19 protein-coding genes are annotated in these 22,036 nt (G+C 62.9%); 12 read left to right on the top strand and 7 right to left on the bottom strand.

Features of this window, described 5'->3' with window-relative positions; translation table 11 throughout:
• The first annotated feature begins 267 nt into the window (after positions 1–267).
• From NAV32_RS00900 to NAV32_RS00885, 4 genes are all read left to right on the top strand, one after another.
• A complete protein-coding gene (locus tag NAV32_RS00900) occupies positions 268–1,233 on the top strand; it encodes a sensor domain-containing diguanylate cyclase (protein WP_256050910.1) in 966 nt (321 codons plus the stop codon).
• Between the two features lie 130 nt (positions 1,234–1,363).
• On the top strand, positions 1,364–1,486 hold the full coding sequence (locus NAV32_RS00895) for a hypothetical protein (protein WP_256050909.1): 123 nt from the start codon (positions 1,364–1,366) through the stop codon (positions 1,484–1,486).
• 62 nt (positions 1,487–1,548) lie between these two features.
• The gene (locus tag NAV32_RS00890) at positions 1,549–1,860 is read left to right on the top strand and encodes a DUF6482 family protein (protein WP_256050908.1); all 312 of its coding nucleotides are present in this window, start codon (positions 1,549–1,551) and stop codon (positions 1,858–1,860) included.
• A 126-nt stretch (positions 1,861–1,986) separates the two neighbouring features.
• Complete coding sequence (locus NAV32_RS00885; protein ID WP_256050907.1) at positions 1,987–3,531, top strand: cryptochrome/photolyase family protein; 1,545 nt, start codon at positions 1,987–1,989, stop codon at positions 3,529–3,531.
• Positions 3,532–3,721: 190 nt separating this feature from the next.
• On the opposite strand, the gene ppa is transcribed toward NAV32_RS00885, so the two are convergent.
• From ppa to exaC, 6 genes are all read right to left on the bottom strand, one after another.
• Positions 3,722–4,249 carry an inorganic diphosphatase gene (ppa, locus tag NAV32_RS00880; protein ID WP_256048451.1) on the bottom strand — a complete coding sequence of 176 codons (528 nt, stop codon included), beginning with the start codon at positions 4,247–4,249 and terminating at the stop codon, positions 3,722–3,724.
• A gap of 139 nt (positions 4,250–4,388) precedes the next feature.
• Complete coding sequence (locus NAV32_RS00875; RefSeq protein ID WP_256050906.1) at positions 4,389–5,201, bottom strand: zinc-dependent peptidase; 813 nt, start codon at positions 5,199–5,201, stop codon at positions 4,389–4,391.
• 206 nt (positions 5,202–5,407) lie between these two features.
• A complete protein-coding gene (gene eutC / locus NAV32_RS00870) occupies positions 5,408–6,202 on the bottom strand; it encodes an ethanolamine ammonia-lyase subunit EutC (RefSeq protein ID WP_256050905.1) in 795 nt (264 codons plus the stop codon).
• 259 nt (positions 6,203–6,461) lie between these two features.
• Entirely contained in the window at positions 6,462–7,853 is a 1,392-nt protein-coding gene (locus NAV32_RS00865) for an ethanolamine ammonia-lyase subunit EutB (RefSeq protein ID WP_256050904.1), read from the bottom strand.
• A gap of 10 nt (positions 7,854–7,863) precedes the next feature.
• Complete coding sequence (eat, locus tag NAV32_RS00860; protein ID WP_256050903.1) at positions 7,864–9,312, bottom strand: ethanolamine permease; 1,449 nt, start codon at positions 9,310–9,312, stop codon at positions 7,864–7,866.
• 191 nt (positions 9,313–9,503) lie between these two features.
• Entirely contained in the window at positions 9,504–11,024 is a 1,521-nt protein-coding gene (gene exaC, locus NAV32_RS00855) for an acetaldehyde dehydrogenase ExaC (protein ID WP_256050902.1), read from the bottom strand.
• Positions 11,025–11,227: 203 nt separating this feature from the next.
• Here exaC and mpl point away from each other — a divergent pair, with 203 nt between their 5' ends.
• The 4 genes from mpl to ftsH all read left to right on the top strand — a co-directional run bounded on the left by mpl (position 11,228) and on the right by ftsH (position 15,578).
• On the top strand, positions 11,228–12,577 hold the full coding sequence (gene mpl, locus NAV32_RS00850; protein WP_256050901.1) for a UDP-N-acetylmuramate:L-alanyl-gamma-D-glutamyl-meso-diaminopimelate ligase: 1,350 nt from the start codon (positions 11,228–11,230) through the stop codon (positions 12,575–12,577).
• 171 nt (positions 12,578–12,748) lie between these two features.
• The gene (gene ubiX / locus NAV32_RS00845) at positions 12,749–13,378 is read left to right on the top strand and encodes a flavin prenyltransferase UbiX (RefSeq protein WP_256050900.1); all 630 of its coding nucleotides are present in this window, start codon (positions 12,749–12,751) and stop codon (positions 13,376–13,378) included.
• 1 nt (position 13,379) lies between these two features.
• Positions 13,380–13,670: a YceK/YidQ family lipoprotein gene (locus NAV32_RS00840; protein ID WP_102832742.1), complete on the top strand. Its 291-nt coding sequence runs from the start codon at positions 13,380–13,382 to the stop codon at positions 13,668–13,670.
• Positions 13,671–13,757: 87 nt separating this feature from the next.
• Positions 13,758–15,578 (top strand): ATP-dependent zinc metalloprotease FtsH, encoded by a 1,821-nt coding sequence (gene ftsH, locus NAV32_RS00835; protein WP_256050899.1) that lies wholly within the window; start codon positions 13,758–13,760, stop codon positions 15,576–15,578.
• A 22-nt stretch (positions 15,579–15,600) separates the two neighbouring features.
• Here the strand turns inward: ftsH and queG are convergent, their stop codons facing one another.
• Positions 15,601–16,686, bottom strand: coding sequence for a tRNA epoxyqueuosine(34) reductase QueG (queG, locus tag NAV32_RS00830; protein WP_256050898.1), 1,086 nt, complete (start codon positions 16,684–16,686; stop codon positions 15,601–15,603).
• A 73-nt stretch (positions 16,687–16,759) separates the two neighbouring features.
• Between queG and NAV32_RS00825 the strand changes: the two genes are divergently transcribed.
• From NAV32_RS00825 to mutL, 4 genes are read left to right on the top strand one after another with little or no spacing between them, the layout of a single operon-like run.
• Entirely contained in the window at positions 16,760–18,250 is a 1,491-nt protein-coding gene (locus NAV32_RS00825; protein ID WP_256050897.1) for an NAD(P)H-hydrate dehydratase, read from the top strand.
• Positions 18,238–18,708: a tRNA (adenosine(37)-N6)-threonylcarbamoyltransferase complex ATPase subunit type 1 TsaE gene (gene tsaE / locus NAV32_RS00820; protein ID WP_256050896.1), complete on the top strand. Its 471-nt coding sequence runs from the start codon at positions 18,238–18,240 to the stop codon at positions 18,706–18,708. The genes NAV32_RS00825 and tsaE overlap by 13 nt, the downstream gene beginning before the upstream one ends.
• Positions 18,709–18,725: 17 nt before the next feature.
• Positions 18,726–20,141 (top strand): N-acetylmuramoyl-L-alanine amidase, encoded by a 1,416-nt coding sequence (locus NAV32_RS00815; protein ID WP_272890069.1) that lies wholly within the window; start codon positions 18,726–18,728, stop codon positions 20,139–20,141.
• Positions 20,138–22,015, top strand: coding sequence for a DNA mismatch repair endonuclease MutL (gene mutL, locus NAV32_RS00810; RefSeq protein ID WP_256050895.1), 1,878 nt, complete (start codon positions 20,138–20,140; stop codon positions 22,013–22,015). The genes NAV32_RS00815 and mutL overlap by 4 nt, the downstream gene beginning before the upstream one ends.
• The last annotated feature ends 21 nt before the right edge of the window (positions 22,016–22,036 follow it).

The raw sequence follows: 22,036 nt of genomic DNA, 5'->3' as shown, positions 1-22,036 counted from the left end.
GGGGCACGTCTGCCAAGCGGTCGGGCAGGCGTCTGGAGGCGTCATATCGGACGCGGCCCGTGATGCCATGACCTGCTTGCGTATGGCTGAGCTATGACAGCTCAGCCTCGACCGTCTAATATCCTCGTTTTTGTCCAACATATGGCGCAACCTCGGTGTGCAGCCGAGCGCAACGCCTTTTCCGTGAATGTGAACAGGGTCGGCGTGTCCGGTACAGGCAAGCTGCTATCTGCTCCGAGGAGAGGCAGTGCGCCCGACCGATCATTGATGACGGAGACATTTATGGACGCTGGGCTTCTGGACGGTACTGCGCGCGACGGTCCCTTGAGCAATGATTTTTACCGTGCCGTGCTCGATTCGCTTGAGGAACAATTCGCTCTGATTAACCCTGAGGGGCGAATCCTGTTCGTCAATAAAAGCTGGCGTCATTTCGCGCATGACAATGGCTTGTCCTACGATTTTGACTGGATTGGCCACAACTACCTGAGCGTTTGCAAGACGGCTACCCACTGTGGCGATGCCAATGTTGCAGATATCGCTGCGGGGCTGGAGGCCGTGCTATCCGGGCGAATTGAGCATTTTTATTGCGAGTACCCCTGCCACAGTCCCAGCGAGCAGCGTTGGTTCATCATGCGCGTAGTACCCGTACAGCATCCCGGCATCAGCTGCTTTGTGGTCAGTCATCAGAACATTACTCAGCGCAAGTTGATCGAGCAGGCGGTTGAACATTCGGCACAGCACGATCCTTTGACAGGACTGGCCAACCGCCGGCGTTTCGAAACCTTCTTGGCCAAAAGCTGGCGTCGGGCTCAGCGATCGGTGAGTCCGCTGAGCCTATTGATCGTGGATCTGGATAATTTCAAATTGATCAACGATAGCCTCGGGCATTTAGCCGGTGACCGTGCGCTGGCACGTATTGCTGCGGTGCTGCAAAGCTGTGCCCGACGAGAGACTGATCTGGCGGCTCGATATGGCGGCGACGAGTTTGTGCTGGTATTGCGTGATACGGATGGCGAAGGTGCTCGCCTGGTGGCGCAACAGGTGATTGAAGGCGTCGCAGCATTGAATGTTTCGTCTTCCGATGGTGTGCGTGTCGGTACAAGCATCGGTCTGGTTACACGAGTGCCGGGGCAGGCTGAGGACTGTATCGATCCCCGCACACTGTTGCGCCTGGCTGACGATGCTCTCTATCAGGTCAAGGGAGCGGGAGGGGGAGCATGGCTAAGCGCCTGAACTGCCGAGTACTACCCCAAACATCCTGAACGGGCTTTCCGGATGCCAAACCTGCCGCCTCGGGGGGAAGTCATGGGTGTACTCGACGCCATCAGCGCCCGGTGAGGGCGCAATACGCAGGCAAAGCGCCATGCGTTTCGACCTGATCAAGGTGGTGGTGGATGTCAGGGCTGACCTTCATGGTCCCGGTGTTTCATCCGGTCTGAACAGTTCGCCCGGTACGAGCATCCGCATTCCGCCAAGCAGGCATTAAATCTGTACGAAAACTATTCATTTCTGATATTTTGTACAGGTTAATGGGGTCTAGGTAATGCCATGAAACTGCACGAACTGATCACTCATGCCCAGGCGGGGCGCATCGAATCACTCGATCTGGTTTCGATTGAGGGTGGAATCTACCTGCTTAATGCGCACATGGATGGCCGCATCCACGGCCTGCATGACGAGTGCGACAAGGCAATGCGCTTGCGCTCGGTCGAGCACGCCCGCTATCTGCTTGAACAGGCGCCGGACGTACCCCTTTATCTGGTCCATGCCAGCGCCTACGACGAGATGTGCGGCCTCAGTGAGGGACGACGCGAGCCGCTGCGTCTGCTGACCAGCATGCGCTCGCAATGGGGCAGCTGACTTTATTGCTCGACACCCGCCCACTGGCGGTAATGGATGCCGGGATCACCAGCCAGCATTCGCAGGTTGGCTGCATCTGGGCTGGCGTTACCTGCGCGGCCGTTCCAGCATGGAGCTGATCGAGCTGTGACTTCGTCCAACTCTGGCGCGCTGCGGCTCATCCTGGGGGATCAGCTGGCCTTCAACCTGGCCTCGCTGGTCGGGATCGATATCGAACAGGATCGGGTACTGCTAGCCGAGGTGGCCGAAGAAGCCCGCCATGTGCCCCATCATCCGCAGAAGATTGCCTTCCTGTTCAGTGCCATGCGTCACTTTGCCGAGGCGCTGCGTGCGCGTGGGGTGCGTGTTGAGTACGTGACCCTCGACGATCCGGCCAATAGCGGCAGTCTGGTGGGTGAGCTGCAACGCCATGTCGAGCGCTGGCAGCCGGCGTCCATTCACATTACGGAGGCAGGTGACTGGCGGGTTGAGCAGTCTCTGCGCGAGAGCGGCCTGCCGATTACCTGGTATACCGATACCCGTTTCATCTGCTCGCGCAAAGCATTCGAGCGCTGGGCGCAGGGCAAGAAGCAGCTGCGCATGGAGTTCTTCTATCGGGAAATGCGGCGCAAGACCGGACTGCTGCTCGAACCCGACGGCAGCCCGCTGGGCGGAGCCTGGAATTTCGATGCTGACAACCGCAAGCCCTTGCTCAAGGGCCTGCGCATGCCCCTGCCATGTCGTTTTGCCCGTGATGTGATTACGGATGAAGTGCTGGCATTGGTCGCCGAGCGATTTGCTGATCACTACGGCAGTCTGGAGGCCTTCGATTATCCGGTGACCCATGGCGAGGCTGAAGCCCTGTGGCAGCACTTTCTCAACCATGCCCTGGCGGATTTCGGCGATTATCAGGACGCCATGGCCAGCGGCGAGCCGTTCCTGTTCCATGCACGGATCAGCGCCGCACTCAACGTCGGCCTGCTCGATGTGCGCCGTCTGTACGCTGACGTGGAGGCCGCCTTCCATGCGGGGCGGGTGGCACTCAACGCCGCCGAGGGCTTCATCCGACAGTTAATCGGTTGGCGCGAATATGTGCGCGGGATCTACTGGTTGCACATGCCGGACTATGCGACGCGCAATGCCTTTGGCAATACCCGGGCGCTGCCGGCGTTCTACTGGAGCGGGCAGACCCACATGCAGTGCATGCGGCAGACGATAGGTCAGACCCTTGACCATGCTTACGCTCACCACATTCAGCGCCTGATGATCACCGGCAATTTCGCACTGCTGGCCGGTATTGAGCCGCAGCAGATCAGTGACTGGTATCTGGCTGTGTACATGGACGCCTTCGAGTGGGTCGAATTGCCCAATGTACTGGGCATGATGATGCATGCCGACGGTGGTTATCTCGGCTCCAAGCCGTACTGCGCCAGCGGTCAGTACATCAAGCGCATGTCCAACTACTGCGGCAGTTGTGCCTACAGGGTGGCAGAGATTACCGGCGCGCGGGCCTGCCCGTTCAACGCGCTGTACTGGCATTTTCTGATGCGCCACCGTGGGCAGCTGAGCACTAATCCGCGCCTGTCGCTGACCTACAAGAATCTTGATCGCATGCCCGATGCTCGCCGCGAGGCGCTCTGGGCATGGGGCGAGCATCTGCTGGCCCGTCTGGATGCCAGAGAGGTGCTGTGAGGAACCAGAAAAAAGGCGAGCGGCCAGGCAAGGCCATTACCACCTTCATTGACGGAGTGGATTTTTGCTGGCACACCAAGGGGTGGGTCAAGCTGCCGGCTCAATCGATTATTATAATTTTTCGTTATTTATCATGTGCTTATAAAGCAAAAAGCCGGCTTGTGGCCGGCTTTCCTTTGGCGGTATTGGCTTATTTTTGGTAAGCCGCAACAGCTTTGGTAATTGCTGCTCGGGCTTCGTCGGCGTTGCCCCAGCCCTCGACCTTGACCCACTTGCCCTTTTCGAGATCCTTGTAGTTCTCGAAGAAGTGCTTGATCTGCTCGATCAGCAGTGGCGGCAGGTCGGTGTATTCCTTGATGTCCACGTACAGCTGGGTCAGCTTGTCGTGGGGGACGGCGATCAGTTTAGCGTCGCCGCCGGCTTCGTCGGTCATGTTCAGCACGCCCACCGGACGGCAGCGGATGACCGAACCCGGTGCAACCGGATAGGGGGTGACGACCAGCACGTCCAGCGGGTCGCCGTCGTCGGCCAGGGTGTGCGGGATGAAGCCGTAGTTGGCCGGGTAGAACATCGGCGTGGCCATGAATCGGTCAACGAACAGGCAGTCGGTGTCGTGATCGATTTCGTATTTGATCGGCGCGTGATTGGCCGGGATCTCGATGGCGACGTAGATATCATTGGGCAGGTCTTTGCCGGCCGGGACTTTGCTGTAGCTCATGCACATTGCTCCGTGGACGGCCAAGGCGGCCTGGGGCGTAAAAAGTGGGCGCGATTATAGGCGCACTGTCGGGCGTTTTGCCACGTCGCGTGGACATAACGCGTGCGGTCGGATGCGACGCGTATTCGACGACGGGGGTTTAGCGCGGTTCCCTGTACGGGTGATGGCGTTGTTGCAGTGCTGTCAGCCGTGCCAGCGGGTCCTGGCGATAGAACTCGGCCAGCTGTGCATAGACTTCCGGGAAGGCCTGCTGCAGCAGGTCTGGCGCGCTGAAGAAGTACTCGCTGGTTACGGCGAAGAACTCTGCAGGGTTTTCCGCTGCGTAAGGGTCGATCAGTGTCTCGGCTTCGGGGTTGGCATCCAGCGTTTCGTTCAATGCATCGTAGGCGCTTTGCATGGCGCTGGCCCAGGCGTCCAGGCGCATGTGGCGATGCAGCGGCGGCAGGCCGTTGGCATCGCCGTTGAGCATGTCCAGCTTGTGCGCCAGCTCATGGATGATCAGGTTGTAGCCGTCCCAGCCGCCACTCTGCTGCACGCCCGGCCAGGCAAGGATCACCGGCCCCTGCAACCAGGCTTCGCCGCTGTGCTCGCCGTCCCACTCATGCACCACACCGGCCGAGTCGCGATGCTTCTGCGGGCTGCGGAAGTCGTCCGGATAAATGACTATTTCATGAAAGCCCTGGTACCAGTCGAGGTCGGCCAGGTGCAGCAAGGGCAGCTGGGCCTGAATAGCCAGCCGCAGGCGATCTTCGATCTGCAGTTCAACGCCCGGCAATGGCGTGAGGCGTTTGTCATGCAGGAACAGCACGCTGCGTTCGCGCAGGCGCGTCTGCTCCTCGTCGCTCAGGCCGTCGAGGATCGGCAGGCTGTCCAGCACGCTGCACCACAGCTCGGGGCTGAGCGGATTGCGAGCGAGAACGCGCTTGCGCTGCCAGGCACGAAATGACCACATGCGAAGGTTCCGACCAGAGGGTGCCCAACCATAAGCGTGGTGAGGGTGTGCGGCAAGATGCGCGGTGCGCATCGTTGCTGGATAGCGTATGCCGAATGCCTTGACTGTTCCCGTGCAGGCTGGCCGGTCCTGGAGCGTCGGAGATCGACGCCCGGTACGGCCTCTTTGCGAGAGATTTACGGCGCCGTAGTTCTCAGGCGGTTCGGTCAACCAAGCAGGAAGTTGCCCGTGCGAGGTGTGCCATCCAGTGCCGGCACCTCGGCTTCGTCTTTCAAGTGCACGCCGGAGAGTTGGCGGCGGCAAGCCTCGCGCATCAGATGCAGCAGGCGGTGTGCGGCCAGGTTGTAGACGAGCCCTTCAGGCCGGATGTTGGAGATACAGTTGCGTTGCGCGTCGTGGCGGCCAACCTTCGGCGCCCAGGTGAAGTACAGGCCCAGGCTGTCTGGTGAGCTGAGGCCGGGGCGTTCGCCAAGCAGGATCAGCACCATCCGTGCGCCCAGGCGCTCGCCGATTTCGTCGGCCACGGCGACGCGGCCCTGCTCGACGATGCTGATTGGCCCGAGCGACCAGCCTTCGCTCTGGCAATGCTCGGCGATCTTCAACGCCATGGGCAGGGCGTGGCGCTGTACGGCAAGGGCGGAGAGACCGTCAGCGATCACCAGGGCCAGGTCGCAGCCATCACCGGCGTGCGCGTCGAGCATCGCGGCACTGCTTTCGTCCAGGCGCCGGCCCAGGTCCGGCCGCTGCAGGTAGAGCTGTCGATCCGTGGCGGCGCTGTGCAGGCGCAGGCAGTCCAGATTGTGCTGTTGCAGCTCGTGCATCAGTGCCTCGCAATCCAGCGGCAAGTGCACAGCATCGCGCGCCTGTGCGTGGGCGAATTGGAAATCCAGCTGCGCGGCAGTGGGCAGGCTGGTGCCGGCGCGACCGAGAGCGATGCGCGCCGGGGTGAGCTGGCGCAGGTGCTGCCAGGGATTTGTGGTGGTGGGCGAGCGGTCGGGCATGGGCTACCTCGGGTTTCTGGCGGTCACGGCAACGCGTGGAAAAGACCTGCGGTCGTTTTCCACCCTACGGTGGTGTGCGGGGCTGGGGTCGGGGCGTTTTGGCCGATGTTGGCGGCGGTTCGGCGCATGCCCGCGCCAAGGAGGGTGAGGTGCCATGTCGATTGCCGCGCGGCCCGGTCCTCGTAGGGTGGAAAACCGCGAAGCGTTTTCCACCGAGCGATCCGGCGCAGAGTTGGCCCGTCGACGAGGCGGTCAGCCTTCACGTCAGCTGCTCCAGCGCCTGGCGGAACGGCTCAGGCAGCTCGCTGCCGAGCTGCAGGCGATTGCCGTCCTGCCGCAGGATCTGCATTTTCGCCAGCCACTCCTCGAATTCGGGCGCCGCGCGCAGGCCCAGCACCTGGCGCACGTAGAGTGCGTCGTGGAAGGAGGTGGTCTGGTAGTTGAGCATCACGTCGTCGGAACCCGGGATGCCCATAATGAAGTTGATGCCGGCCGCGCCCAGCAGGGTCAGCAGCATGTCCATGTCGTCCTGGTCGGCTTCGGCGTGGTTGGTGTAGCAGATGTCACAACCCATGGGCACGCCGAGCAGCTTGCCGCAGAAGTGGTCTTCCAGCCCGGCGCGAATGATCTGCTTGCCGTTGTAGAGGTATTCCGGGCCGATGAAGCCGACCACGGTGTTCACCAGCAGCGGCTTGTAGCGGCGCGCGACGGCGTAGGCGCGGGCTTCGCAGGTCTGCTGATCGACGCCGTGGTGGGCGTTGGCCGACAGCGCGCTGCCCTGGCCGGTCTCGAAATACATGAGGTTGTCGCCCAGGGTGCCGCGTTTGACCGAAAGCCCGGCCTCGTAGCCTTCCTGCAGGGTCGCCAGGTTTATGCCGAAACTGGCGTTGGCCGCCTCGGTTCCGGCGATGGACTGGAACACCAGGTCCAGCGGGGCGCCGCGGTTGATCGCCTCGATGGAAGTGGTGACGTGGGTGAGGATGCAAGCCTGTGTCGGAATCTCGTAGCGCTGGATGATGGCGTCGAGCATCTTCAGCAGCTCACAGATACCGGCGGTGCTGTCGGTGGCCGGATTGATACCAATGACCGCATCGCCGTTGCCGTATAGCAGGCCGTCGAGGATGCTCGCGGCAATGCCGGCGCCGTCATCGGTGGGGTGGTTGGGCTGCAGCCGGGTGGACATGCGCCCCGGCAGGCCGATGGTATTGCGAAAGCGCGTCACTACCCGCGGCTTCTGCGCGACCAAAATCAGGTCCTGCACGCGCATGAGCTTCGATACGGCCGCGACCATCTCCGGTGTCAGTCCCGGCGCCAGGGCGGCGAGCGTTGCGCCGTCGGCTTCCTCGCCGAGCAGCCAGTTGCGGAAATCGCCTACGGTCAGGTGGCTGACCGGGGCGAAGGCGGTGGCGTCATGGCTGTCGATGATCAGCCGGGTGACCTCGTCACTTTCGTAGGGGATCAGTACCTCGCCAAGAAAGCGTTTGAGCGGCACCTCGGCCAGGCACATCTGTGCGGCTACGCGCTCGGCGTCGCTACCCGCCGCGACCCCGGCGAGCAGGTCGCCGGAGCGCGCCGGGCTGGCCTTGGCCATCACCTCGCGCAGGTCGTCGAAGCGCCAGGTGGTGCCGCCTACGCTGTGCGAGTAGCCCATCTTTACCTCCTCAATGCAGCGCCGCTTCGGCCTTCTCGATTGCCGCAAACTCTTCTTCCGGCGTGCCGGCGACCAGGTGATGCCGGCTGTAGAGCGCGAAGTAGGCGATGAAGATGCCATAGATGATCGCCGCGCCAATCACCACGCGCGGGTCGACCAGAAAGCCCGCGACCACCGCGATGCAGGCTAGCACCAGCGCAACGCCCGAGGTGAAGATGCCGCCGGGCGTTTTGTAAGGGCGATGCATGTCCGGGCGACGCAGGCGCAGGGTGATGTGCGAGGCCATCATCAGCACGTAGGAAATGGTGGCGCCGAACACGGCCACCAGAATCAGCAGGTCGCCCTGACCGGTGAGCGAGAGGGCGAAGCCGATCACCCCTGGCACGATCAGCGCCAGCACCGGCACCTTGTTGCGATTGGTCAGCGACAATTTGCGCGGCAGGTAGCCAGCGCGCGACAGCGCAAAGATCTGCCGCGAGTAGGCGTAGATGATCGAGAAGAAGCTGGCGATCAGTCCGGCCAGACCCACCAGATTGACGAAGCCGCTCATCCAGGTGGAGGAGCCGTAGGCGGTGGTCAGCGCTTCCACCAGCGGGTTGCCGGACTCGATCAGCGTGCTGGAGCCAGCGCCGCCGGGGCCCACCAGCAGGATCAGTCCGGCGAAGGCCAGCAGCAACAGCATGGCGCCGATCAGCCCGCGCGGCATGTCGCGTTGCGGGTTCTTGGTCTCTTCGGCTGCCAGCGGCACGCCCTCCACGGCGAGGAAGAACCAGATTGCATAGGGAATCGCCGCCCAGATGCCCACGTAGCCGAATGGCAGGAAGGCGCTGGCGCCCGCTGCGGTAGTGGGTGTGATGTCGAGCAGATTGGCGACCGAGAAGTGCGGCACCATCGCTACGATGAACACGCCCAGGGCCAGCGCGGCGACGGCCGTGATGATGAACATCAGCTTGAGCGCCTCGCCGACGCCGAAGATATGGATGCCGATGAAGGCGATGTAGAACGCGAGATAGATCACCCAGCCGCCGATGCCGAACAGCGACTCGCAGTAGGCGCCGATGAATACCGCGATGGCCGCCGGGGCAATGGCGTATTCGATGAGGATGGCCGTGCCGGTGAGAAAGCCGCCGAGCGGGCCGAATGCGGTGCGGGCAAAACCGTAGCCGCCGCCGGCGGTGGGCACCATCGAAGACAGTTCGGCCAGTGAGAAGCACATGCACAGGTACATGGTGGCCATCAGCAGCGTGGCGATGAATAACCCACCCCAGCCGCCCTGGGCGAGGCCGAAGTTCCAGCCGGCATAGTCACCGGAAATCACGTAGGCCACGCCTAGCCCGACAAGCAGCACCCAGCCGGCTGCACCTTTCTTGAGTTCGCGTTCCTGAAAGTAGTTGCTGCCGACTGCTTCGAAGTCGACGGCATGTTGGGGGGACGTGGAACTGCTGTGTTCGAGAGCCATGATCGTTCCTCGCAGGTGGTTGGCAACTCTCCCTAGCAAGCGTCATGCCCTGCGCCAGAGCCGCTGGATTCATGGCGTTTTGTTTGCGAAGTGCAGCAGGAACGCACCTTTTTCGGGCTCCTCGGCACCATGACGGCGCCCGGCAGGTGTCTTGTTCGAGGCGCGGGCGGTGGGGCCGCCCGCGCTGTCCCTCAGAAGAAGCCCAGCGGATTGATGTCGTAACTGACCAGCAGGTTCTTGGTCTGCTGGTAGTGGTCGAGGATCATCTTGTGGGTTTCGCGACCGACGCCGGACTTCTTGTAGCCACCGAACGCGGCATGCGCCGGATAGAGGTGGTAGCAGTTGGTCCAGACGCGACCTGCCTTGATCGCCCGGCCCATGCGGTAGGCGCGGTTGATGTCGCGGGTCCAGACCCCAGCGCCCAGGCCGAACTCGGTGTCGTTGGCGATTGCCAGCGCCTCGGCTTCATCCTTGAAGGTGGTGACGCCGATCACTGGACCGAAGATTTCCTCCTGGAACACACGCATCCTGTTGTGGCCCTTGAGCAGGGTTGGCTGGATGTAATAGCCGGAGGCGAGCGAGCCTTCGAGTTTTTCCACGCCGCCGCCGCTGAGTACTTCGGCACCTTCCTGCTTGGCGATCTCCAGGTAGCTGACGATCTTGTCGAACTGTTGCTGACTGGCCTGGGCACCGACCATGGTCTCGGTGTCCAGCGGGTCGCCGCGCTTGATCTGCGCGACTTTCTTCATCACCGCTTCCATGAAGGGCGCGTAAATCGACTCCTGTACCAGCGCGCGGGATGGACAGGTGCAGACCTCACCCTGGTTGAAGAAGCCCAGCACCAGGCCTTCGGCGGCCTTCTCGATGAAGGTCGGTTCGGCCTGCATGATGTCCTCGAAGTAGATGTTGGGGCTCTTGCCACCCAGCTCGACAGTGCTGGGGATAATGTTCTCGGCGGCCAGCTTCATGATGTGCGAGCCCACCGGGGTGGAGCCGGTGAAGGCGATCTTGGCGATGCGCTTGCTGCTGGCCAGTGCCTCGCCGGCCTCCTTGCCGAAGCCCTGGACGATGTTGAGCACGCCCGGCGGCAGCAGATCGCCGATCAGCTCGACCAGCACGGTGATGCCCAGCGGGGTTTGTTCGGCGGGCTTCAAAATCACGCAGTTGCCAGCGGCGAGGGCCGGTGCCAGCTTCCAGCATGCCATCAGGATCGGAAAGTTCCAGGGGATGATCTGTCCGACCACGCCCAGCGGTTCATGGAAATGGTAAGCAGCAGTGTGTTCGTCGATTTCCGCGCTGGTGCCTTCCTGGGCGCGGATGCAGCCGGCGAAATAGCGGAAGTGGTCAGCGGCCAGGGGAATGTCGGCGTTCAGTGTTTCGCGCACCGCCTTGCCGTTGTCCCAGGTCTCGGTGATGGCGAGCATTTCCAGGTTCTGCTCGATGCGGTCGGCGATCTGCAGCAGGATCAGCGAGCGCGCCTGCACACTGGTCTTGCCCCAGGCATCGGCGGCGGCATGGGCGGCGTCAAGGGCTTTTTCGATGTCGGCAGCGTTGGAACGGGGAAATTCGGCGATGGGCTGGCCGTTCACCGGAGAGAGGTTGGTGAAGTATTGGCCGTTGACCGGCTCGACAAACTGGCCACCGATGAAATTGCCATAGCGGGCTTTGAACGTGACCAGGGCACCCTCGGTGCCAGGATGGGCGTAATGCATGATGGGTCTCCGGGACTGTAATTGTGTTGGGACTGCTGTGATTCAGCGTAGATCAAAGCCCGTTCGTCGGCGGGCAAGGCGACGTGCGGTGTGGCGGCCAGTAGGCGGGCGCTGTGCTAATCTGCGCCGCAATTTAGGCGCTGACATGCGCGGCTGCGTCGCGAATCAGATTGCCCGGCGCGGCGCTTTTCCAGAGGTCATTCATGCATATTCATATCCTCGGCATCTGCGGCACCTTCATGGGTTCGCTGGCCGTTCTCGCCAAGGAACTGGGCCATCGCGTCACCGGCTCCGACGCCAATGTCTACCCGCCGATGAGCACCCAGCTGGAAGCCCAGGGCATCGAACTGACCCAGGGCTACGAACCGAGCCAGCTCGAGCCCGCGCCGGATCTGGTGGTGATTGGCAATGCGCTGTCGCGCGGCAACCCTGCGGTCGAGTACGTGCTGAACAAGGGCCTGCCTTATGTTTCGGGTCCGCAGTGGCTGGCCGATCACGTGCTGCAGGGCCGCTGGGTATTGGCAGCAGCCGGTACTCACGGCAAGACCACTACCAGCAGCATGCTGGCCTGGGTGCTGGAACATGCCGGGATGAGCCCGGGATTTCTCATCGGTGGGGTGCCGCAGAATTTCGGTATTTCCGCTCGCCTGGGCGACACGCCATTTTTCGTCGTGGAGGCGGACGAGTACGACAGCGCCTTCTTCGACAAGCGCAGCAAGTTCGTCCATTACCGCCCGCGCACGGCGATCCTGAACAATCTGGAGTTCGACCACGCGGATATCTTCCCCGATCTGGCAGCGATCGAGCGGCAGTTTCACCATCTTGTGCGTACCGTGCCGAGCGAAGGGCTGGTCATCCATCCCGAGTCGGAGACGGCGCTCAAGCGCGTGATCGGCATGGGTTGCTGGACACCGGTGCAGACCACCGGTGACGGCGGTCAGTGGCAGGCGAAGCTGCTCAGCGCCGACGGTTCACGCTTCGAGGTGATTTTCGAGGGCGTCGTGCAGGGCGTGGTGGAGTGGACACTGACCGGCCAGCACAACGTCAGCAACGCGCTGGCGACCCTGGCAGCGGCCCGTCACGTGGGTGTGCTGCCGAAGCAGGGCGCCGAGGCGCTCAGCGAGTTCCGTAGCGTCAAGCGACGCATGGAGAAGGTCGCGGAGGTCAATGGCGTGACCATCTATGACGACTTCGCCCATCACCCCACGGCTATCGCCACCACCCTCGACGGGCTGCGCAAGCAGGTTGGCGACACGCCGATCATTGCCGTGGTCGAGCCGCGCTCCAATTCAATGAAGCTCGGTGCGCACCGCGAGGGCCTGGCCGAGTCCGTGGTGCTGGCGGATCAGGCTATCTGGTATGCGCCGGCCAATCTCGGCTGGGATCTGGCTGCCACCGTTGCCGGCTCGCCGGTCGATACCACCGTATGCGATTCGCTCGAGGCGATCATTGCCAAGGTCAAGGCCGATGCCACGCCCGGCACCCAGGTGGTGGTGATGAGCAATGGTGGCTTCGGCGGGCTGCACGGCAAGCTGGCTGAAGCGTTGAGCTGATTGCTCAAGGTGGAAAATGCTTTGCGGTTTTCCACCCTACGATGACCGTGGGTAGGGTGGAAATCGCCGAAGGCATTTCCACGCGGATCGCATCAGCAAGTAGGGTGGGCCGGGCGGCGTTCCGCTTCAGCCCGCCCGAACACGACCAAGCGACTACAAGGGAACAAATGTATGAACGGACCGGAACGCATCACCTTGGCCATGACCGGCGCATCCGGCGCGCAGTACGGCCTGCGCCTGCTCGATTGCCTGATCCAGGAAGATCGCGAGGTTCATTTCCTGATCTCCAAGGCTGCGCAGCTGGTCATGGCCACCGAGACCGATGTGGTGCTGCCGGCCAAGCCCCAGGCCATGCAGGCGTTTCTCTCCGAATACACCGGCGCCGCGGTCGGGCAGATTCGCGTCTTCGCCAAGGAAGACTGGATGGCGCCGCCGGCTTCCGGCTCTGGCGCGCCGACGGCCATGGTCGTGGTGCCCTGTTCCACCGGCACGTTGTCGGCCATCGCCACCGGCGCCTGCAACAACCTGATCGAGCGTGCCGCCGACGTCGCGCTCAAGGAACGTCGCCAGTTGATCCTGGTACCGCGTGAGGCCCCTTATTCGAGCATTCACCTGGAGAACATGCTCAAGCTCTCCAACCTCGGGGTGACCATCCTGCCGGCCTCGCCGGGCTTCTATCACCAGCCGCAGACCATCGATGACCTGGTCGACTTCGTCGTCGCGCGCATTCTCAATCTGCTCAACATCCCGCAGGACATGCTGCCACGCTGGGGTGAGCACCATATCGTCAGTGACGATTGAGATGATCGGCCGAGCGCTGCTACTCCTGGTGACGCTGAGCCAGCTCGGCGGCTGCGCCACGGTGCGCACGCTGGATGCCGCCAAGCCTGGCGCGCCGATTATCTATTCCGGTACGCGCCTGGACTGGTACAGCCTCAACGGTGGCTGTTGCCCCATGGAGCGCTTCGGTGCCATGCCGCCGAAGCATGCCGCGCTGGATCTGCCGGCCAGTGTCGTGCTGGACACGCTGCTGCTGCCCTTTGCCGTGGCGGCGGAGCTGGGTGTAGGGCTCGGCGTGCGCGGCGGTCTTTGAGCGGCGTGCAGCATTACTGATCTGGGTTCAGACAGGCCTCTCCCATAGCGCGCATAATTCCCCGGACTGCGGCACAGGAGAACAGGTGTGAAAGACCGAACTCAGTTCCACATGAATTACTGGATGATCGCTGTTCTGGTGTTCTTTGGCCTGCAGTATCTGCTGTCGATCCAGCAGGAGGTGGCGACCATTCCCTACAGCGAGTTCGAGCAGCACCTCAAGGAGGGCCGTGTCGAAGAGCTGGCGATCACCGAGCGGCGCATCGAGGGGCTACTCAAGGAACCTTTGGCCAGCGGTCAGCGACGTTTCATTAGCAACCGCGTCGAGCCGCAACTGGCCGAGCATCTGCAGCAGTATCCGGTGCGCTACACCGGCAAGGTAGAAAGCACCCTGGTGCGTGATCTGCTGTCGTGGATCGTTCCGGCGATGCTGTTCTTCGCCATCTGGCTGTTCCTCCTCAAGCGCATAGGCAGTGGCCTGGGTGGCGGCGGCATGATGCAGATCGGCAAGAGCAAGGCGCGGGTCTACGTCGAAACCGACATTAAGGTGAGCTTCGCCGATGTTGCCGGGGTCGACGAGGCCAAGGAAGAGCTCAAGGAAATCATCGACTTCCTCCGCGACCCGCAGACTTACGGTCGCCTCGGCGGGCGTATGCCCAGGGGCGTGCTGCTGGTCGGTCCGCCCGGCACCGGCAAGACGTTGCTGGCGCGCGCCGTGGCCGGCGAGGCCAAGGTACCGTTCTTCTCCATCTCCGGTTCAGAGTTCGTCGAGATGTTCGTCGGCGTTGGTGCCGCACGGGTGCGTGATCTGTTCGAGCAGGCACGGGCGCAGGCGCCGGCAATCATTTTCATTGACGAACTGGATGCGCTGGGCCGTGCTCGTGGTGCCGGGCCATTGTCCGGCGGCCATGACGAGAAGGAGCAGACGCTCAACCAGCTGCTGGTGGAAATGGATGGTTTCGATACGTCCAGTGGGCTGGTGCTGCTGGCGGCCACCAACCGGCCGGAAATCCTTGATCCGGCCCTGTTGCGTGCCGGCCGCTTCGACCGTCAGGTGCTGGTCGATCGCCCGGACAAGGTCGGGCGCGTGCAGATCCTCAATGTGCACCTGAAGAAATCACGCCTGGACGCCAATGTTGATCCGCAGGCCATCGCCGCGTTGACCCCTGGCTTCACCGGCGCGGACCTCGCCAATCTGGTCAACGAGGCGACGCTGCTGGCGACCCGGCGTAATGCCGATGCGGTGGCGATGGAAGACTTCACCTCTGCCATCGAGCGCATTGTCGCCGGGCTGGAGAAGCGCAACCGCCTGCTCAACCCGCGCGAGCGCGAGATCGTCGCCTACCACGAGATGGGCCACGCGCTGGTAGCCATGGCGCTGCCGGGGATGGATCAGGTGCACAAGGTTTCGATCATTCCGCGAGGCATGGGCGCGCTGGGCTACACCATCCAGCGGCCCACGGAAGACCGCTTCCTAATGACCCGGGAAGAGCTGGAGAACAAGATGGCAGTGCTGCTTGGCGGGCGTGCGGCGGAGTGGCTGGTGTTCACCCATCTTTCCACCGGTGCGTCTGATGATCTGGCCAAGGTCACCGACATTGCCCGGGCCATGATCACCCGCTACGGCATGTCCGAGCGCCTCGGCCATATGGTGCTGGAGCGTGGTCCGAATTCTTTCCTTGGCAATGAGGCTGTTCTCGGGCTGAAGCCGCAGCACGACTACGCGGAAAGCACCGCGACGGCGATCGACGAGGAAGTGCAGCAATTGGTGCAGTCGGCCTTTCAGCGCAGCCTGGAGCTGTTGCAGGCACGCCGTGATCTGCTGGAGCGCTGTGCCCGCGAACTGCTCGCCCAGGAAACGCTGGACGGCGCGCAACTGCATGCGTTGTGCGCGACGGAGCGTGCGTAGGTAGAACTGCAGCTTCGGCTTATTAGTCGGGGTCAGCCTGCAGCCCCCGCTGCGCATGTTGCGATAGCGCCCATTCCACGTGCTCCCGCACCAGCTCCGAAGGGTCTTGCCGGCGTGCCCGAAGCGCTTCGAGTACCGGGATGCTGGATGGCGCATTGCCCAGGCCAACCGCGAGGTTGCGCAGCCAGTTCTGGTAACCGGTGCGGCGCAGCGGCGAGCCTTCGGTGCGGCTGAGAAATTCCTCTTCGGTCCAACGGAACAGTGCCGCCAGTTCGGCGTTGTCCAGGTTGTGGCGCGGCTGGAAGTCGGCTTGCTCGGTTGGCCTGGCGAAGCGATTCCAGGGGCAGACGATCTGGCAGTCGTCGCAGCCGAACACGCGGTTGCCGACCTTGCTGCGCAGCTCAACCGGAATCGGTCCTTTTAGCTCGATGGTCAGGTAGGAAATACAGCGTCTCGCATCCAGTACGCGCTCACCGACGAATGCCTCGGTGGGGCAGACGTCCAGGCAGGCGTGGCAGCTGCCGCAGTGGTCACGCGTTGTCGGTTCGTCGATGGGTAGCGCGATATCAATGAACAGTTCGCCGAGAAAGAACCAGCTGCCGGCCTTGCGGTTGAGCAGCAGGGTGTTTTTGCCGATCCAGCCGAGCCCGGCCTGCTGCCCGGCAGCTTTCTCCAGCACTGGCGCGCTGTCGACGAAAGCACGAAAGCCGAATGGGCCAACCACCTGCTGAATACGCTCGGCCAGTTGCTGAATGCGTTTGCGGATCAGCTTGTGGTAATCGCGGCCCAGCGCATAACGCGACACGTAGGCCTTTTCCGGTGCGGCCAGCTGTTGGGTCATGCGCGTGTCGCCGGGCAGGTAGTCCATGCGCAGTGAAATCACCCGAAGCGTGCCGGGAACCAGCTCGTCGGGGCGCGAGCGCTTGCTTCCATGGGCGGCCATGTAATCCATCTCGCCCTGATAGCCGGCTGCCAGCCAGGCCTCCAGGTGCGCTTCATGCTCGCCGAGGTTCACATCGGTAATGCCGACCTGCTGAAAGCCGAGCTCACGGCCCCACTCCTTGATGGACTGGGCGAGGGCGGCTGGATCGAGGGCTGGGCTGGGCATCGGAGAGTAGGGCGGCTTGACGGGCGGGTGCGTATAATTCTGCCAGATATTCCATTCTGGTGATCCTGTGTCCATGACCGATACTTTGCCCACCGCCCTATTCACCGCCGCTCAGGTGCGCGAGATCGATGCCCGCCTGATCGCCGCCGGTACTCCTGGCTTCGAACTGATGCAGCGTGCCGCCCATGCTGCCTGGCGTGCGTTGCGTCGTCGCTGGCCGGAGGCTGGCAGCGTTACGGTGCTGGCTGGGTGCGGTAATAACGCTGGCGACGGCTATCTGATCGCAGCCTTGGCGCAGCGTGCGGGATGGTCGGTGAAGGTGCTTGCAGTGAGTGATCCCAAGCGTTTGCAAGGTGACGCCGCCAGTGCTTTCGCCGAGGCGCACAGCGCCGGTGTGGCAATCGAAGCATGGTCCGCGGCTGCCCCGTTGCAGGGCGTACTGGTCGATGCGCTGCTGGGCACGGGGCTCAGTGGCGAGGTGCGCGAGCCTTACGCCGGTGCTATTGCAGCGCTGAACACCAGCGGACTGCCGATCATGGCGGTGGATATACCGTCGGGATTATGTGCCGATACCGGCAGTGTGCTTGGTTGCGCGGTGCGTGCCGAGCTGACGGTCAGCTTCATCGGCCTCAAACTAGGGCTGTTCACTGGCGAAGGTCAGGCCTATGCCGGCGTGCTGGTGTTCGATGACCTGCAGGCCGATGCGGCTATCGTCGATCAGCTCGTGTCCGACACGGTGCGCCTATGCAAGGCGAATCTGCCAAGGCTCGCGCCGCGTTCGCCGATCGCGCACAAGGGCAGCTTCGGTCAGGTGCTGGTGGTTGGTGGTGATCTGGGCACCGGCGGTGCGGCTTTGCTCAGTGCTGAAGCCGCATTACGCTGCGGTGCGGGTATGGTGACGCTGGCGACCCGGCCCGAGCACGTGACGGCGTCGCTGGTGCGACGTCCAGAGATCATGTGCAGCGGCATCGAGTCCACTTATGGCCTGAGCGCGCTGGCGCAGCGGGCCGATGTGTTGGTGATAGGCCCCGGCCTGGGGCAGGCCCCCTGGGGGCGCAGCCTGCTGTCGCTGGCCGCGCAATGTCCAGTCCCGCAGGTGTGGGACGCCGATGCGCTGAACCTGCTCGCTGAGTCAGGCGTCGAACCACCTGTTGACGGTCTGCTGACGCCACACCCCGGCGAGGCGGCGCGGCTGTTGAAATGCACGACTGCCGAGGTGCAGGCTGACCGGCCAAGGGCTGCGCGAGAGCTGGCCCGTCGCTACGGCTGTACGGTGCTGCTCAAGGGCGCTGGCAGCCTGGTCGCTGCGGTGGATGGACGGCTCGCGCTCTGTGATCGTGGCCATCCTGCGATGGCCAGCGCCGGCCTGGGTGACGTACTGGCCGGCGTGGCAGGCGCTCTTCTTGCGCAGGGAATGGCGCCATTCGAGGCAGCCTGCCTGGCGGTCTGGCTGCATGCCGTGGCTGGTGAGCGCAATGGCGAACTCGGTAGGGGGCTTGCCGCTGCCGACCTGATTCCGTCCATCCGTGAACAACTGGAGACACATTCACCATGCCGCCGCTGAAGCTGTTCGCCGCTGATGAAGACGAGATGCTGGTGCTCGGTGCGCGCATCGCCCAGGCAACCGCTGGTCGGGGCGTGATCTATCTGCATGGTGATCTGGGGGCGGGAAAGACAACGCTGTCGCGCGGCTTGATCCGTGGTTTTGGCCATCAGGGCAAGGTGAAGAGTCCTACGTTCACTCTGGTCGAACCATACGAAACGCCGCTTGCGCGGGTTTATCATTTCGATCTGTACCGGCTGGTCGATCCGGAGGAGCTGGAGTTCCTCGGCATCCGCGACTATTTCGAGGGGGATGCGCTGTGCCTGGTAGAGTGGCCGGAACGTGGTACGGGCGTTTTGCCAAAGGCCGACCTGGACATTACCATTACGCCCCACGGAGCTGGCCGTATGCTGTGCCTGACGCCACAGGGCGCGCGCGGCGCGGACTGGTGTTCCATCCTGACCATCGGTAATCAATGAACAATATGGGGTTGGGTATGCGCATGCGCGCGCTGGCAACGGGTTTGGCATTAATGCTTGCGGCATTCCAGGTGCTGGCTGCCTCGGACGTGCAGAGCGTTCGGCTGTGGCGAGCGCCGGACAATACCCGCCTGGTCTTCGATCTTTCCGGTCCGGTACAGCACAAGGTGTTTACCCTCACAGCACCGGACCGCATCGTGATTGATGTGGACAAGGCCAATCTGGCCAGACCCTTCGAGTCCCTGTCCCTTGAAAATACCCCGGTCGCGGGCTTGCGTGCAGCGAAATATGATGCCGACACGCTCAGGATCGTCATCGACCTGTCCAATCAGGTTGCACCCAAGAGTTTTACCTTGCCACCCAACCAGCAGTATGGGCATCGTCTGGTGGTCGATCTGTTTGATAGCCCGACAGATGTCTCCGCGGCCAGCGCCAGGGTTCCGGCTACTGTGACCCCGAGCGTGCCGGCCAAACCTGTATCGCCCACCCTGCCAGCAAAATTGCCGCCGCTTCCCAGTAGCCAGCGCGACATCGTCATCGCCATCGATGCCGGTCACGGCGGCGAGGATCCGGGCGCCATCGGGCCGGGTAAAATCTACGAGAAGCATGTGGTGCTGCAGATATCCAAGGAGTTGCAGCGCCAGATAAACGCTGAAAAAGGCTTTCGTGCCGAGCTGGTACGTACCGGCGACTACTTCATTCCGCTGCGCAAGCGGACCGAGATTGCCCGTCGCAAGGGCGCCGACCTGTTTGTTTCGATCCATGCTGACGCCGCGCCACGCTCTGCCGCTTATGGTGCTTCGGTCTTCGCCCTGTCAGACCGCGGTGCCACTTCGGAAACCGCTCGCTGGCTGGCCGACAGCGAGAACCGTTCCGACCTGATTGGCGGTGCAGGTAATGTCAGCCTCGGCGACAAGGACCAGATGCTGGCGGGCGTGCTGCTGGATCTGTCCATGACGGCTTCGCTGGCCTCCAGCCTGAACGTGGGCCAGAAGGTGCTGAGCAACATGGGCCGGATCACGCCGCTGCACAAGCGTCGGGTCGAACAGGCAGGATTCATGGTGCTGAAGTCGCCGGATATTCCCTCGATTCTGGTTGAAACGGGTTTCATCTCCAATCCGTCAGAGGCACGCAAGCTGCAAACAAAGGCCCACCAGCAAGCGCTTGCCCGCTCGATTCATGGTGGCGTGCGGCAGTTCTTCCACGAAAATCCACCGCCGGGCACCTATATCGCCTGGATGCGCGACTCCGGCAAGATCGCCAGCGTCCCTCGTGAACACATCGTGCGCCCCGGCGAAAGCCTCGCGCTCTTGGCCAGTCGCTACCAGGTCAGCCTGCCCGCGCTTCGCAGCGCCAACAGCCTGAAGGGCGATGTGATCAAGGTTGGACAGACGCTCAACATTCCCGTGACGACCCTGGCTTCGCAACCATGAGCGAAGCGGCACGCATTCAGCTGCTGACACCGCGGCTGGCGAACCAGATTGCCGCGGGCGAAGTGGTCGAGCGCCCGGCTTCGGTGATCAAGGAGTTACTCGAGAACAGCCTGGACTCTGGCGCCAGGCGCATCGAGGTGGATGTCGAGCAGGGCGGGGTAAAGCTGCTGCGCGTGCGCGACGATGGCAGCGGGATTTCCGCCGAAGACCTGCCTCTGGCCCTGGCCCGTCACGCCACCAGCAAGATTCGCGACCTGGAAGACCTCGAGCGGGTGATGAGCCTGGGGTTTCGCGGAGAAGCGTTGGCGTCGATCAGTTCGGTATCGCGCCTGACCCTGACCTCGCGTACCGCTGACGCTGCCGAAGCCTGGCAGGTGGAAACCGAGGGCCGCGATATGGAAGCGCGTGTGCAACCGGCGGCGCATCCGGTCGGTACTTCGGTGGAAGTGCGCGATCTGTTCTTCAATACCCCGGCGCGGCGCAAGTTTTTGCGCACCGAAAAGACCGAATTCGATCATCTGCAGGAGGTGGTCAAGCGTCTGGCCCTGGCGCGTTTCGATGTTGCGTTTCATCTGCGGCATAACGGCAAGGGCGTGCTGGCGTTGCATCAGGCTGACGATCCCGCTTCACGGGCACGGCGTGTGGCGGCGGTGTGCGGCGCTGCATTTCTGGAGCAGGCGCTGCCAATCGAGGTCGAGCGCAACGGCCTGCACCTATGGGGCTGGGTCGGCCTGCCGACCTTCAGCCGCAGTCAGGCCGATCTTCAGTATTTCTACGTCAATGGGCGCATGGTACGAGACAAGCTGGTAGCCCATGCGGTGCGTCAGGCCTACCGTGACGTGCTGTTCAATGGTCGCCATCCGACCTTCGTGCTGTTCCTCGATGTCGACCCGGCAGTGGTGGATGTCAACGTCCATCCGACCAAGCATGAAGTGCGCTTTCGTGAAAGCCGCATGGTTCACGATTTTCTCTACGGAACCCTGCATCGCGCCTTGGGTGAGGTGCGCCCTGAAGACCAGCTGGCGGCGCCCGCCAGTGCTGCACCGATTGCCCAGGTCAGCGGCCAGGCCGCAGGCGAGTTCGCCGGTCAGAATGAAATGAGCCTCGCCGCCAGCGTGAGCGAGCAGTCACAAGCGACCCCCCCCGCCTGGCGCGGAGCAGGGGCTGGCTACCAGGTGCTGCGGCCCATGTCGGTGGGCAACACGGCTGAAATGCAGGGGGCCTACCGCGAGTTTTTTTCGCCACTGGCCGGTTCTGGCGAGGCGCCGCTGCCGGAAAGTGGCGATGACACGCCGCCCCTGGGCTACGCTTTGGCGCAGCTCAAGGGCATCTATATCCTGGCCGAGAATGCCCAGGGGCTGGTATTGGTCGATATGCACGCCGCCCATGAGCGCATTACCTATGAGCGCCTGAAAACCGCGATGGCCAGCGAAGGCCTGCGTGGCCAGCCGCTGCTGGTGCCCGAGTCACTCGCCGTGAGCCAGCGAGAGGCCGATTGTGCCGAGGAGCATGCGCAGTGGTTCGCGAGGCTCGGTTTTGAGTTGCAGCGTCTTGGGCCGGAGAGCCTGGCTATCCGTCAGACACCGGCGTTGCTCAAACAGGCCGACGCCTCCCGGCTGGTGTGTGATGTGCTGGCCGACCTGTTGGAGTACGGCAGCAGTGATCGTATCCAGGCGCATCTCAACGAGTTGCTGGCCACCATGGCCTGCCACGGTGCGGTGCGCGCCAATCGCCGCCTGACCCTGCCGGAAATGAACGGTCTGCTGCGCGACATGGAACAGACCGAGCGCAGCGGCCAGTGCAACCATGGTCGTCCGACCTGGACCCAGTTGGGCATGGCGGAGCTGGACAAGCTGTTTTTGCGCGGCAGGTAATCGTCGCAAGCTTGCAGCATT

The organism is Stutzerimonas stutzeri (assembly GCF_024448695.1).
Classification (GTDB): domain Bacteria; phylum Pseudomonadota; class Gammaproteobacteria; order Pseudomonadales; family Pseudomonadaceae; genus Stutzerimonas; species Stutzerimonas stutzeri_T.
This window is presented reverse-complemented; position numbering and strand designations above follow the sequence as displayed.